Origin of the sequence: Glaciihabitans sp. INWT7, from assembly GCF_014217685.1 — a bacterium.
Taxonomy (GTDB): Bacteria; Actinomycetota; Actinomycetes; order Actinomycetales; family Microbacteriaceae; genus Lacisediminihabitans.
On record NZ_CP043653.1, the window covers coordinates 275,021 to 287,966 of the forward strand.

At 67.0% G+C, this 12,946-nt stretch carries 14 protein-coding genes; 10 read left to right on the forward strand and 4 right to left on the reverse strand.

Going from position 1 to position 12,946, the window contains the following annotated elements:
* The first annotated feature begins 30 nt into the window (after positions 1-30).
* The 4 genes from F1C58_RS01400 to F1C58_RS01415 all read left to right on the forward strand — a co-directional run bounded on the left by F1C58_RS01400 (position 31) and on the right by F1C58_RS01415 (position 2,882).
* On the forward strand, positions 31-315 hold the full coding sequence (locus F1C58_RS01400) for a Fe-S cluster assembly protein HesB (RefSeq protein WP_185202268.1): 285 nt from the start codon (positions 31-33) through the stop codon (positions 313-315).
* Between the two features lie 44 nt (positions 316-359).
* Entirely contained in the window at positions 360-722 is a 363-nt protein-coding gene (locus F1C58_RS01405) for a hypothetical protein (RefSeq protein ID WP_185202269.1), read from the forward strand.
* Complete coding sequence (locus tag F1C58_RS01410; RefSeq protein ID WP_185202270.1) at positions 719-1,861, forward strand: AMP-binding protein; 1,143 nt, start codon at positions 719-721, stop codon at positions 1,859-1,861. The genes F1C58_RS01405 and F1C58_RS01410 overlap by 4 nt, the downstream gene beginning before the upstream one ends.
* 139 nt (positions 1,862-2,000) lie before the next feature.
* Positions 2,001-2,882, forward strand: a complete 882-nt coding sequence (locus F1C58_RS01415) for a 1,4-dihydroxy-2-naphthoate polyprenyltransferase (RefSeq protein WP_219732053.1) — start codon at positions 2,001-2,003, stop codon at positions 2,880-2,882.
* 21 nt (positions 2,883-2,903) lie between these two features.
* Here F1C58_RS01415 and F1C58_RS01420 read toward each other — a convergent pair whose 3' ends face one another.
* On the reverse strand, positions 2,904-3,170 hold the full coding sequence (locus tag F1C58_RS01420) for a DUF4229 domain-containing protein (protein ID WP_185202271.1): 267 nt from the start codon (positions 3,168-3,170) through the stop codon (positions 2,904-2,906).
* Positions 3,171-3,241: 71 nt separating this feature from the next.
* Between F1C58_RS01420 and F1C58_RS01425 the strand changes: the two genes are divergently transcribed.
* The 3 genes from F1C58_RS01425 (at position 3,242) to F1C58_RS01435 (ending at position 6,230) form a co-directional block, all read left to right on the forward strand.
* Positions 3,242-3,598: a PLDc N-terminal domain-containing protein gene (locus F1C58_RS01425; RefSeq protein ID WP_185202272.1), complete on the forward strand. Its 357-nt coding sequence runs from the start codon at positions 3,242-3,244 to the stop codon at positions 3,596-3,598.
* Positions 3,595-5,268, forward strand: a complete 1,674-nt coding sequence (gene menD / locus F1C58_RS01430) for a 2-succinyl-5-enolpyruvyl-6-hydroxy-3-cyclohexene-1-carboxylic-acid synthase (RefSeq protein WP_185202273.1) — start codon at positions 3,595-3,597, stop codon at positions 5,266-5,268. Before F1C58_RS01425 ends, menD begins: the two co-directional genes overlap by 4 nt.
* Before the next feature lie 95 nt (positions 5,269-5,363).
* Complete coding sequence (locus F1C58_RS01435) at positions 5,364-6,230, forward strand: polyphosphate kinase 2 family protein (RefSeq protein WP_185202274.1); 867 nt, start codon at positions 5,364-5,366, stop codon at positions 6,228-6,230.
* A 6-nt stretch (positions 6,231-6,236) separates the two neighbouring features.
* Here the strand turns inward: F1C58_RS01435 and F1C58_RS01440 are convergent, their stop codons facing one another.
* A complete protein-coding gene (locus F1C58_RS01440) occupies positions 6,237-7,496 on the reverse strand; it encodes an isochorismate synthase MenF (protein ID WP_255461199.1) in 1,260 nt (419 codons plus the stop codon).
* A 69-nt stretch (positions 7,497-7,565) separates the two neighbouring features.
* Between F1C58_RS01440 and ubiE the strand changes: the two genes are divergently transcribed.
* The 3 genes from ubiE (at position 7,566) to F1C58_RS01455 (ending at position 10,911) form a co-directional block, all read left to right on the forward strand.
* A complete protein-coding gene (ubiE, locus tag F1C58_RS01445; protein ID WP_185202275.1) occupies positions 7,566-8,378 on the forward strand; it encodes a bifunctional demethylmenaquinone methyltransferase/2-methoxy-6-polyprenyl-1,4-benzoquinol methylase UbiE in 813 nt (270 codons plus the stop codon).
* A 36-nt stretch (positions 8,379-8,414) separates the two neighbouring features.
* Positions 8,415-9,497: a polyprenyl synthetase family protein gene (locus F1C58_RS01450; protein ID WP_185202276.1), complete on the forward strand. Its 1,083-nt coding sequence runs from the start codon at positions 8,415-8,417 to the stop codon at positions 9,495-9,497.
* Between the two features lie 61 nt (positions 9,498-9,558).
* Positions 9,559-10,911, forward strand: coding sequence for an FAD-dependent oxidoreductase (locus F1C58_RS01455; RefSeq protein ID WP_185202277.1), 1,353 nt, complete (start codon positions 9,559-9,561; stop codon positions 10,909-10,911).
* Between the two features lie 42 nt (positions 10,912-10,953).
* Here F1C58_RS01455 and cls read toward each other — a convergent pair whose 3' ends face one another.
* Both cls and F1C58_RS01465 read right to left on the reverse strand, forming a co-directional pair.
* Positions 10,954-12,429: a cardiolipin synthase gene (gene cls, locus F1C58_RS01460; protein ID WP_185202278.1), complete on the reverse strand. Its 1,476-nt coding sequence runs from the start codon at positions 12,427-12,429 to the stop codon at positions 10,954-10,956.
* A gap of 21 nt (positions 12,430-12,450) precedes the next feature.
* Positions 12,451-12,939 carry a YajQ family cyclic di-GMP-binding protein gene (locus F1C58_RS01465; RefSeq protein WP_185202279.1) on the reverse strand — a complete coding sequence of 163 codons (489 nt, stop codon included), beginning with the start codon at positions 12,937-12,939 and terminating at the stop codon, positions 12,451-12,453.
* Positions 12,940-12,946: the final 7 nt, after the last annotated feature.

The following is a 12,946-nucleotide window of genomic DNA, read 5'->3' on the forward strand; positions in this document are numbered from 1 at the left end:
CCTTCCATTCGCCCATCGAAAGGACCGACCATGCTGACACTCACCGATTCCGCCTCCACCGTAGTGAAGACGATCATCGAACGCACGCCCGATGTCACGGATGCCGCGCTGCGCATCAGCGCCTCAGAGGCCGGTGCCACCGACCTCTCTCTTGCCGTCGCCACCGAGGCCGAGCCGACCGACACCGTGATCGTCAGCTCCGGTGCGAAGGTTTTCGTGGAGCAGAACGCTGCGCTCGTGCTCGACGACAAGGTGCTCGATGCTCAGGTCGATGACGAGGGTGGAGTCCGCTTCTCCATCGACGTTCAGAAGTAGATACCGCGCGCTCGCGCGCCAGCGGGCTCGATTACCCTGAACACATGTCTTTCGAGCCGGTTCAGGTCTCCGCTCCGGATGGCGCGGAGCCGGGCCCGCTGGCGCCTCCACTCCGCGCCGTGAGCCGGCGAATCCGGCGGCCGGGTCCCATAGCCCTCGTGCTGGCGATGCTGGCGGTGGGACTGGAATGTGTGGCGATCGTCACTGGAAGCGGAGGCGCCTGGGGTGCAGCCACCGTTCTCGCCTGGTTCTCTATCGCCTTCTTCGCCCTGTCCTTCGCCCTCGGCATCGTGGCAGCGATCTCCGGGCTCGGCAGGGCCCCCGGGCTTGCGGCGATCATCCTGAGCGTCCTGGTCAATCCGCTGACCCTCGTCGGCATCTTCAGCATGCTGGGATCAACAGCATGACCAGGCCGCTGCACGCCACTGCCGGGGACGACCCCGCGGCGGTGTTCGTCGCCCTGCGCGATGCGCTCGCCGGCGGGGCCGCGATCCTGCCGGGGACTCCGCGCACCGGGATACCCGACACCGTGGACCAGCGGATTGCCGTCGTCATCGAGACCAGCGGCTCCACCGGGGTGCCGAAGCGTGTCGCGCTCAGCGCGGACGCCCTGTTGGCGAGCGCAGCGGCATCCGAATCGTCCCTCGGCGGTCCGGGCCAGTGGATGCTGGCGCTGCCGACCCACTACATCGCCGGCATCAATGTGCTCGTGCGCTCGCTGGCCAGCGGGTTCGCACCCGTATATTTCGGCAGCGGTCATTTCGACGCCGCGGAGTTCGCCGCGGCGTCTCGCGCGCTGGACGCCGAGCTGAGGTTCACCTCGCTGGTGCCGGCCCAGCTCGCCCGACTGGTGGATGCGGCAGACGACGACCTCGACCTCCTCTCGGACGTGCGCCGATTCGACCGCATTCTCGTGGGCGGGCAGGCCACGCCCCCCGCCTTGCTCGCGCGGGCCATCGAACTCGGCCTCAATGTCACGCGCACCTACGGATCGAGCGAGACCTCCGGAGGCTGCGTCTACGACGGCACACCGATCGGCACCGTCGAGGCGCGTGTCGTCGACGGACAGGTGGAGCTCGCCGGCCCCGTGCTGGCCGAGGGCTATCTCGGCGACCCTGCCGCTTCGGATGCCGCCTTCGTCGACCACAGCGGCGCGCGCTGGTACCGCACGGGCGACACCGGCGAGATCATCGACGGGGTACTCCGGGTGACCGGGCGACTCGACAGCGTGATCATCTCCGGTGGCGAGAAGGTGTCGCTCGATGCGATCGAACGGGTGGTGCACGCGATGCCCGGCCTCGCGGATGCCGTTGCCGTGAGATCCCCGAGCGCCGAGTGGGGCGAAGTGCCGGTGATCTTCACCGCCGCGGCCGCGACGCTCGCCGAGGTGAAGTCGGCGGTGATCGCCGCCCTGGGGCGGGCATCCGCGCCCGTCGCCCTAGTCAGAGTGGAGAGCGTGCCCCAGCTGCCGAACGGTAAGCCGGATCGCCGGTCTCTCACTGCTTTCGCGGCGGCACGGGGCGGTCGCCCCGGCGCCGGTCGGTAGAATTCGACCCGTGGCTAACGCAGGCAGACCCGTCCAGAAGCGCATCGATCCCCGCAGCATCAATTCGAGCTCAGCGGGCTCCCGCACCAGCGCGGGCAAGAAGGGCGGCCGGCCGGGTGGGAAGGCTCCCCGGGTCGTCATCCGCAAGGCCACGGCCGGCGACTGGATCGGCGGAGCGCGACTTCGCACCCTCCCTCTCGCGATCGCCCCGGTGGCGCTCGGCACGGGCGCGGCGCACCTGCTCTCCGACGGCGGCTGGCACTGGGTGCGCGCGCTGCTCGCCCTTGCGGTGGCGGTCTTCCTGCAGGTCGGCGTCAATTTCGCCAACGACTACTCCGATGGCGTGCGCGGCACGGATAAGAACCGGGTCGGGCCGTCGCGGCTCACCGGTTCCGGTGCGGCAAAGCCGCGAACGGTGCTCACGGTCGCCCTAGTGTTCTTCGGCCTCGGCGGCCTTGCCGGGCTCGCCCTCACCATCACGAGCGGCTATTACTGGCTGCTCGCCATCGGTGCCCTCAGTATCGTGGCCGCGTACTTCTACACCGGTGGCAAGCGGCCCTACGGCTACAACGGTCTGGGTGAACTGTTCGTCTTCGTCTTCTTCGGTCTCGTCGCCACAGCCGGAACGACCTTCACCCAGGTCGGCACGGTGAACATCGAGAGTTGGCTCGGGGGCATCGCTGCCGGACTCTTCGCCTGCGCGGTGCTCATGGTCAACAACATCCGCGACATCGCCCAGGACACACTCTCGGGCAAACGCACGCTCGCGGTGCTCGTCGGCACCCGGGCCGCGCGCATCCTGTTCGCGGTCTTCGTCGCGGTGCCGTACCTGATCCTGATCTTCTTCTCGATCTTCTACGTGAAGGCGCCGTTGGTGTACTTCTCGCTGCTGTCGGGGCTGCCCGCCGTGGTGATCACCCTCACCGGCAAGACCGCTCCGGAATTCATCCTGGCTCTCAAGTTGACGAGTTTCACGGCCCTGGTATTCGGCGTCTCACTTGCCGCCGCGATCGCCTTCTGACCGACGCCCGTGCGAAGAGGATCAGCGCGGCTCTTCGAACCGGTCGAGTGCCTCGTTCTCGAGTTCGTTGTCGCGATCCCGGTCCTTGTTGTCACGCAGGTGACCGATGCTGGACGACACCGCCTCGCGCTGCTTGCGCAGGAAGATGTAGGACACGCAGAACCCGATGACCGCCGCGCCGATGGCGGCGACGAAGACGTTGATGCCCAGGAGCAGAAGGATCGCGAGCGCCGCCGCGAAAGTGCCGACCCTGATGAGGGAGAACACGATCCACTGGCGCGAGTACACGGCAAACAGTCTAGGCACGTGCGCCTGAGAGCTCGCGCGCTCTGTGCAGGATCCCGGCCTAGAATCTGCACATGGCTCGGCTCTCAGTGATACTCGCAGTGCTTTTCGTGGCATTCACGATCTTCTCGTTCATCGACTGCATTCGCACGGAGGAGTCGCGTGTTCGAGCGCTGCCGAAGATCCTCTGGGCCGTTCTCATCGTGATCGTCACGCCATTCGGCGGCATCCTCTGGTTCGCGCTCGGCAAAGAGCGCTCGGGTGGCGCGAGCGTCGCTGCCACCGGAGGGGGAGGCTCGAAGGCCCCGGACGACGATCCGGAATTCCTGCGGCGGCTCGGCGCGGACAAGCAGCGCGACGAGCGGATCCGCGAGCTCGAAGCGCGGCTCGCCGAGCTCGACGACGACCAGAACAACACGTCCGAGAAGTGAGCATCCCGGCAACGGGTGCGGTGCCTGTCGGCAGCCCGGCGACGGCGTTCTCCGTTGCGCTCATCGGTGAGCTCATCGGTCGTGGGGTGCGCGACATCGTGCTGTGCCCGGGCTCGCGGTCCCAGGCCCTCGCCCTGGCCGCAGCGGCGTGGGAGCGGGACGGGAAACTGCGCCTCCGGGTGCGCATCGATGAACGGGTCGCCGGATTCCTCGCCCTCGGCATCGCAGTGGAGACCGGGCACCCGGTCGCGATCATCACGACCTCTGGCACAGCCGTGGCCAACCTACACCCCGCTGTGCTCGAGGCTCATCACTCCGGCGTTCCGCTCATCCTCCTGACCGCCGATCGCCCGGCGGAGCTCCGCGGCATCGGGGGCAACCAGACCACCGACCAGGTCGGGATCTTCGGCAGCGCCGTCGGCTGGGTGCGGGATGTCGCGCCGCCCACCGATAGCTCGCAGGCGGCAGCCCTGGCCGAGGAGGCCCATGCCGCCGCGGCCACCACGCCGGGGCCGGTGCAGCTCAACCTGTCGTTCCGGGAGCCGCTGTCGGGACCCGTCCAGCAATTGCCGGTGATCCCCGAGCGGAGGCTCGTCGACGAGCCGCCGGATGAGCCTCGCCGGATTCCGGATGCTGCCCGCACCGTCGTCATCGCCGGACATGGCGCCGGACCCGCTGCCGAGTCATTCGCGAGGTCCCTCGGGGTGCCGTTGCTCGCCGAGGTGTCGAGCGGGTCGCACTTCGGACCGAACCTCGTCGTCTCCTACCGGGCGCTGCTCGACGACCCCGAGTTCGGCGGCCGGGTCGAACGCGCCGTCGTCTTCGGGCATCCCACGCTCAGCCGTCAGGTGCCGATGCTGCTCAACCGGTCGGATGTTCTCGTGCACATCGTTCGCGGGGTCACCGCTGATGCGTACAACCCGGGGCATCGCGCGGCCACGATCGATGCGTCGGTCACCCCTGAGGGGCTCCCGGACGAGACGGCGGATGGGCGGGCCTGGCTGGGCAGCTGGGTTCATGCCGGTCGAGGCATACTCGCGGTCGACGAAACGCGGGCCCCGGCGTCCCATGAGCGTGCGGGCGACTTCGCGCGTGAGCAGCTCGCGGTGTTCCGGCAGCCGGTGACGCGTCGGATGCTCGTGGAGTCCGTGTGGCGCGTCACCTGGCCGCACGACCGGCTCGTTCTCGGGGCCTCACGGCTCATCCGCGAGGCGGACATGTTCGTGCCGGGCAAGCGCATCACTGTGCATGCCAACCGGGGGCTCGCCGGCATCGACGGCACGATCGCCACGGGCATCGGCATCGCACTCTCGAGCCAGGATGCCGACGGCGGCGGCGCATCCGGAATCACCCGCGTGCTGGTGGGCGACCTGACCGCGCTCTACGACGTCGGCGCACTCCTGTTCGGCGGCGGAGAAGTTCGGCCCCGCATCCAGGTGATCGTCGGCAATGACGGGGGCGGCACCATCTTCGACGGGCTCGAGGTGGCCGCGACGGCTCCCGCCGATGCCTTCGACCGGGTGCAGTACACGCCGCAGACGGTGGACCTGCGCGCCCTCGCGACCGCCTACGGGTGGGACTACCGGGTCGCGCGAAACCGTGGCGAACTGGATGAGGCGCTCGCGGCATCCGAGACGCCGACGCTCGTCGAGGTGCCGCTGCCGCGCTGATCGGAGCCTTTCCTCGCAGAATGGGTGCTTGGCCTGCGCGCTGCTGCCGCCGCCGCCCGGTCGCGATATCCCTCTCCGCGAGTACCATCTGGCCTATGGCGAAAACTGTATGGACCGAAGACCCCGGCGCGCTGCTCAAAGTGGGTGCGGGATTCTCTCTTGCCGGAGTCGATCCGTCGTCGACCCCCGGGATGGACGGCGGCAAGTCCGCCGGCAAGGCCCTGCTCGAGAAGGGCCGGGCAGAACTCGGCGACCTGCAGGAGCGGCTGTGGGCGGAGAGCCGTTACGGCGGCACCCGCTCGGTACTTCTCGTGCTTCAGGCGATGGACACCGCGGGCAAGGGCGGCATCGTGCAGCACGTCGTCGGTGGGGTCGACCCTCAGGGCGTCACGATCTACGGCTTCAAGAAGCCGACAAAGGAGGAGCTGTCGCACGACTTCCTCTGGCGGGTGCGCAACCAGCTGCCGACGGCGGGCCACCTCGGCGTCTTCGATCGCTCTCACTACGAAGACGTGCTCATCGCGCGGGTTCGCAACCTGGCCGAACCCGCGGTGATCGAAGAGCGCTACGGCCTGATCAACGAGTTCGAGAAGCAGGTGGTCGACAGCGGCACCACCATGGTCAAAGTCATGCTGCACATCAGCGCCGACGAGCAGAAGGACCGACTCGAGGCGCGCCTCGACGACCCGGAGAAGAACTGGAAGTTCAATCCGGGCGATCTCGACGAGCGGGCGCTGTGGCCCCAGTACCAGGAGGCCTACCAGATCGCCTTCGAGAAGACTTCGACGGCGGATGTCCCGTGGTTCGTGATCCCCGCAGACCACAAGTGGTACGCGCGGGTCGCGGTGCAACACCTGCTGCTCGACGCGCTTCGGGGGTTGCACCTGACCTGGCCGCCCGCCGAGTTCGACGTGGCCGAGCAGAAGGCGCGACTGGCCGACGAACAATCGCCGGTCGAGTAACAAACCTCAGTCCAGCGCCTCCACGATGGGCCGGAACTTCATGCGAGTCTCGAGAAGCTCCCGCTCCGGCACCGATTCGGCGACGATTCCCGCGCCGGCATAGGCCGTGACCCGACCATCCTGATCGAACTGCGCGCTGCGCAAGGCGACCGCCCACTCACCGTCGCCATCCGCTCCCACCCAACCGACGGGGCCGGCATACCGGCCGCGGTCGAATGGCTCGAGCTCCCCGATGATCCGCAAGGCATCCGGCGTCGGAGTCCCCGCCACGGCGGCCGTCGGATGCAGCGAGCCGATCAGGTCGAGTGACGTCGAGCCGTCGGTGAGATCCCCCTCGATGTCACTCGCGAGGTGCCAGACGTTCGGCAGCTTCAGGGTGAAGGGCATCTCGCTGGCCATCACATTCGGGCTGTGCGACCGAAGCGATGCGAGCACATTCTGCACCGCATAGCGGTGCTCGTCCTGGTCTTTGGTCGAGGTGGCGAGCGCGGTCGCCGCCTGCTCGTCGGAGGCGGCGTCCAGCCCACGCGCGGCGCTGCCGGCCAGCACCCGGGCGGTCACCGAGCCGGCGTCGACGGTGACGAGTGTCTCCGGGCTCGAGCCGATGAAACCGTCGACGGCGAATGTCCAGCAGTCCGGATATCCCGCGGCGAGCACATCGATCATGCGTCGGATGTCCGCGCCATCCGGCAGCTGGCCCACCAGCTCGCGGGCGAGCACCACCTTGCTCACCTCGTGGGAGCGGATGCGCTTCACAGCGGTTGCCACCGCATCCCGGTAGTCCTCGCCCGGCACTGTGCCCGGGTGGAAGTCGACGTGAAACCGCGGGCCGTAGGGCTCGAGAGGCGGCACGACGAGCGGGTCGAGCTCTCCGAGTGCGATTCGCGTGATCCAGCTCTGGCCCTTGTCGCGCCCGATGATCATCGACGGCACGAGCAGAACACTCGTCGTGGCCGAGTCGTCGGAGAACGCGAAACTGCCGAAGGCGATGAGGCCGGTGCCCGTGCGCGCCAACGGATCGGTGACCGTCGCGGCAGCGGAGATCCGTTGCCAGGCGACAGCCGCGTCATGCACCCGATCGGGGCCACAGAACTCGAGCCGGAGGGCTTCTCCGTGCCCGACGAGGCCGAAACCGCGTCGCATCCAGAGCAGCGGATGCCGGGCCTCGAGCAGCGGCACGAGGGGGCCGAGATCTGCCGTGGGGGTGGTCTCGACCGTGAGGGACGGCACCGCGGCACCATCGTCGAAGGGCGCGGATGCGGTCACCCGGCCAACACTAGCCGGGCCTCGCTGGGAGCCACGGATGCACAGGAAGGCTGAACTAGACTTGTGCGCGTGGCAAAGGCAGATCTGACCAAGCAACCCAAAGAGGTTGCCGAGATGTTCGACGGCGTGGCTAAGCACTACGACCGCACGAACGATGTGCTGTCCATGGGCAACTCTTTCATCTGGCGCATCGCCACCACGCGGGCCGTCGCGCCCGTCGCGGGCGAACGCATCCTCGACATCGCGGCCGGAACCGGCACGAGTTCCGTGGCCCTCGCGAAGAGTGGCGCCGAGGTCGTCGCCGCCGATTTCTCGGCGGGCATGATCGAGGTGGGCCGGCAGAACCATCCGTCCATCACCTTCGTCGAAGCGGATGCCACCGACCTGCCGTTCAAGGACGGCGAGTTCGACGCAGTCACCGCGTCGTTCGGGCTGCGCAACGTGGAGGACCCGAAGAAGGCTCTGGCCGAGATGTACCGGGTGCTCAAGCCGGGGGGGCGGCTCGTGATCTGCGAGTTCAGCACCCCGTCTCGGGCGATTTTCCGCGCCGGCTATGGCGCCTACATGCGCTACCTGATGCCCTCGATCGTCGGGGCGGCGAGCTCCAACCCCGAGGCCTACACCTACCTCGCCGATTCGATCCGCGAATGGCCCGACCAGGTCACCCTCAGCCAGTGGATCCGCGGCGCAGGCTTCACTCGCGTGGCCTACCGCAACCTCACCGCCGGGGTCGTGGCGTTGCACCGCGGGCATAAGCCCGCCCGCGTGGTCACCCGTCGGGCGCCCCGCAAGACCGCGGCGCCGAAGAAGCCCGTGATCGAAACCGTCGTCGACAATGATGTCGCCACCAACCCGGACAGCCCGGCGGCTCCGAAGCCCTAGGGCTTCGTTTCCGCCCTCGACGGTTAGGCCGACCTCGTGACTCCCAGCGCGCCCCTCGCCCGCCGCCGCAACTCGCTCAATTCCGCGCTCGGGCTCGGTGAGAAGCTCTTCTCTTCCGCGAGCGAACGTCGTTTCGCTGCGGCGATCGAAGACGGGCTCGACGAGGTCGAGACAGGTCTTCTCGGCCAGGTCTCCTTCGCCGACGACATCGCGGATGCGACCACCCGCTACCTGCTCGACGCGGGGGGAAAGCGGGTGCGTCCCACCCTCGCCCTTCTCACGGCCCAACTCGGAACCGGCAACACCCCTGAGGTCGTGATCGCAGCGGAGGCCCTCGAGATCACCCATCTGGCATCGCTCTATCACGATGATGTGATGGATGAGGCGGGCATGCGCCGCGGAGTGCCCAGCGCCCAGAGCGTATGGGGCAATTCGGTGGCCATCCTCACCGGTGATCTGCTGTTTGCGCGGGCATCCAAGCTCATGTCGGGTCTGGGGGAACGCGCCATCATGCTGCAGGCCAATACCTTCGAGCGACTCTGTCTCGGCCAGTTGCACGAGACCATCGGGCCCCGTGACGACGAAGACCCGATCGATCACTACATCCAGGTGCTCGCCGACAAGACCGGCTCTCTCATCGCCGCCGCGGCGGAGATGGGAGTGATCTTCGGCAATGCGCCAGAGGAGTACCGCATCCCGGTGAAGGTCTTCGGCGAGAAGATCGGTGTCGCCTTCCAGCTCATCGACGACGTGATCGACCTGGCCGCGGGAGAAGAGGAGACGGGCAAGACCCCCGGAACCGACCTGCGCTCGGGTGTCGCCACCCTCCCGCTGCTGTATTTGCGCGACCTCGCGAAGACCGACGGGGATGCTGCGGACCTGCTCACCCGCATCGAACGCGACGTGAACGCGGCGCACTATTCCGCCGAACAGCCGGATGAGGCAGAGCTCGCCCTCGCTATCGCCGAATTGCGCGCCCACAGAGTGACCCAGAAGACCCTCGACGAAGCGCACCGCTGGGCGCGCGAGGCCGTCGAGGCGCTCGGGCCGCTTCCCGACGGGCCGGTGAAGAAAGCGCTCACCCGCTTCGCCGAGAGCGTCGTCGAACGCTCCAACTGACCGAACCGCTGCTGCCTGCCGGCGCGCCCGTCGAGAGCCGCCGCAAAACAATGAGGAACCCATGACGAAACTGAGACTCGCCATCGTCGGCGCCGGTCCCGCCGGAATCTACGCGGCGGACATCCTGCTCAAGGCGGAGAAGAACTTCGACGTGTCGATCGACCTCTTCGAGCAGCTTCCGGCACCGTACGGGCTGGTGCGCTATGGCGTGGCGCCGGACCACCCGCGCATCAAGGGCATCATCACCGCGCTGCGGGAGGTGCTCGACACCGGTCGCATCCGGTTGTTCGGGAACGTGCTCTACGGCCGGGACATCACGCTCGATGATCTGAAGAAGCACTACAACGCGGTGATCTTCTCCACCGGTGCGGTGCGGGATGCCGACCTCGACATCCCCGGAATCGATCTCGACGGCAGCTATGGAGCGGCGGAGTTCGTGAGCTGGTACGACGGTCATCCCGATGTGGCGCGCGAGTGGCCGCTCGAGGCGAAGGAGGTCGCGGTGATCGGCAACGGCAACGTCGCTCTCGACGTCGCTCGCATCCTCGCCAAGCACGCGGACGACCTGCTTCCCACCGAGATCCCCTCGAACGTTTATGACGCCCTTCTCGCGTCCCCGGTGACCGACGTGCATGTCTTCGGCCGTCGCGGACCGATGCAGGTGAAGTTCACGCCGCTCGAACTGCGCGAACTCGGCGAGTTGCGCGACGTCGACATGATCGTGCACGACGAGGACTTCGACTACGACGACGCTTCGAAGACGGCTATCGCCAGCAACAAGCAGGTGTTGGTGATCGACAAGGTCTTCACCCAGTGGCGCGCGCGCGAGGCCGGCACCGCATCCCGTCGGCTGCACCTGCACTTCCACGCAAAGCCGGTGGAAATCATCGGAGAGGGCCGAGTCGAGGGCTTCCGCTACGAGCGCACCGCACCCGATGGTGAGGGTGGCGTGATCGGCACCGGCGAGATCCGGGAGCTGCCGGTGCAGGCCATCTATCGGGCGGTCGGCTACTTCGGATCGCCGCTGGCCGAGATTCCCTTCGATGAGAAGCGAGGGGTGATCCCCAATCGTGAGGGCCAGGTGCTGGATGACTCCGACCACCCCCTGCCGGGTGTCTACGCCACCGGTTGGATCAAACGGGGCCCGGTCGGCCTCATCGGGCACACCAAGAGCGACGCGATGGAGACCATCAAGCATGTCGTCAATGACCAGGCGAACTGGTGGGCGCCGACGCATCCCGACGAGCAGTCCGTCGTCGACCTGCTCGAGGAACGCGGTGTCGAATTCACCGATCTCGGGGGTTGGCACCGGCTGGACGAGCACGAGAAGGCCCTCGGTGAGCCCAGCGGACGCGCCCGGATCAAGGTGGTGCCCCGTGACGAGATGGTGACGGTCTCCCGCGCCTCGGACTGAGTCGCGTTCGGCGACGGGGATCGGACTCGCGACCGACCCGTGCTACTGAACGGCTGCCGTCAGCCGCGCCGTGTTGTCGAGCACCTTCGAACGCAGGGGACGGGTGAGCCAGTCGTCCAGCGTGAGCTCTGTGCACTGCTGGCGATAGGACTCTTCCACCTCGCGAAGCTGTGCGACGACGTGGCGGCCGTGGAGCATCACCGAGATCTCGTAGTTGAGGCTGAACGAGCGCATGTCCATGTTGCTCGAGCCGATGACGGCGACCTCCTCGTCGATCGTGAAGTGCTTGGCGTGCAGCACCGTGGGCGACTTGTAGAGCCAGATGCGCACGCCCGCGCGCAGCAGGGCCTCGTAGTAGCTCCGCTGTGCGTGGAAAACCACGGGCTGGTCGGCGACCGCTGAGCAGAAGAGCTGCACATCCAGTCCGCGATACGCCGCGTTGGTGATGGCATAGAGCATCGAGTCATCCGGCACGAAGTACGGGCTTGTGATGATCACCCGGCGCTGCGCGCTGTACACGAGCGAGTCGAAGAGTCGAAGGTTGTTCTCGAGATCGAATCCGGGTCCGCTCGGCACGACCTGGGCGTCGATCGCATCCTTGATCTTCTCGTCCGGAATGCGATCGGTCTCTCGCATGAGCAGTTCGTCGGTCTCGCTGTACCAGTCGGTGACGAAGAGGGCGTTGATGCCCGCGACGATCGGTCCCTCGAACCGCACCATCAGGTCTTTCCATTTGAGACCGCGGCGCACGTTGCCCCGCTTGTTGTAGCTGCGGTCGATCATGTTCTGCGAGCCGGTGAAGGCGAGGGTGCGGTCGATCACGAGCAGCTTGCGGTGGTTGCGAAGATCGGGCCGTTGCCAGCGACCCCGCCAGGGCTGGATCGGCAGCATCAGGTGCCAGGTCGCGCCGATGTGCTTGAGGCGGCGAATGGTCCGCAGGTAGCCGGGGGACCGGATGGATGCGACGTGGTCGAGCAGCACCCGCACAGTCACCCCTCGCGCCACCGCGGCCTCGAGGGCGTCGAAGAACGGCTTCGTGGTCGGGTCGTACGACAGGATGTAGAACTCCGCGTGCACGAAGCGCTTGGCCATGCCGACGGCCTCGGTCATGGCGGCGAGGGACTCGGCATAGTCGGTGTAGAGCTTCGCCGTGTTGCCTCCGACCAGAGGCATCGAGCCGAGGGTGCGATTCTGTTCCACGATCGGCTCGAGCCAACCGGGGAAGTCGACCTCCTTTTCGACCCGATCCATCCCCTCGGTGGTTTCGAGGATGAAGGAATTGATCTCCACCTGCTTCTCGCGCCGCCGCTTGGGGAGTTTTCTGCTGCCGAACAGCAGGAAGAGCACGATACCGATGTAGGGGATCAGGAAGATCGCGAGCAGCCAGGCCATCGCGGTCTGCGGCTTGCGATTCTGGGGAACGATGATCACCGCGAGTACGCGGATCACGATATCGATCACCAGTGCGATGGTCGCGAAGACCGAACTCGCGAAGAAGTTGACGACGAAAGAGACCACGGGTTCGGGTGCGCGGCGGGCTCAGCGGAAGTTGACGAACTGCAGGTCGATATCGAGATCCGCGCCCTTGAGAAGGGCCATGGTCGACTGCAGGTCGTCCCGACTCTTCGACGTGACGCGCAACTCGTCGCCCTGGATCTGCGCCTTCACGCTCTTAGGGCCCTCGTCGCGGATGACCTTCGAGACCTTCTTCGCGTCCTCACTGGAGATGCCGTTCTTGAGCGAGACATCGATGCGGTACTCCTTGCCGGAGGCGTAGGGATCCCCGGTGTCGAGGCTGCGAAGGGAGATGCCGCGTTTGATGAACTTGGCCTCGAGCACCTCGAGCACCGCTTTCACGCGATCTTCGGACGAGGCTTTGAGCAACAGCTTCTCGCCGCTCCAGTCGACCTCTGCCCCCACATTCTTGAAGTCGTACCGCTGGGCGATCTCCTTCTGCGCCTGATGGAGCGCGTTGTCGGCCTCCATCTTGTCGACCTTGCTCACGATGTCAAAAGTTGGGTCAGCCATGCCAGCA

What these genes read in the sequence shown, in the direction of transcription:
- F1C58_RS01400 (WP_185202268.1), top strand. Translation starts at nt 31, where the DNA reads ATGCTGACACTCACCGATTCCGCCTCCACCGTAGTGAAGACGATCATC.
- F1C58_RS01405 (WP_185202269.1), top strand. Translation starts at nt 360, where the DNA reads ATGTCTTTCGAGCCGGTTCAGGTCTCCGCTCCGGATGGCGCGGAGCCG.
- F1C58_RS01410 (WP_185202270.1), top strand. Translation starts at nt 719, where the DNA reads ATGACCAGGCCGCTGCACGCCACTGCCGGGGACGACCCCGCGGCGGTG.
- F1C58_RS01425 (WP_185202272.1), top strand. Translation starts at nt 3,242, where the DNA reads ATGGCTCGGCTCTCAGTGATACTCGCAGTGCTTTTCGTGGCATTCACG.
- F1C58_RS01435 (WP_185202274.1), top strand. Translation starts at nt 5,364, where the DNA reads ATGGCGAAAACTGTATGGACCGAAGACCCCGGCGCGCTGCTCAAAGTG.
- F1C58_RS01455 (WP_185202277.1), top strand. Translation starts at nt 9,559, where the DNA reads ATGACGAAACTGAGACTCGCCATCGTCGGCGCCGGTCCCGCCGGAATC.
- F1C58_RS01465 (WP_185202279.1), bottom strand. Translation starts at nt 12,939, where the DNA reads ATGGCTGACCCAACTTTTGACATCGTGAGCAAGGTCGACAAGATGGAG.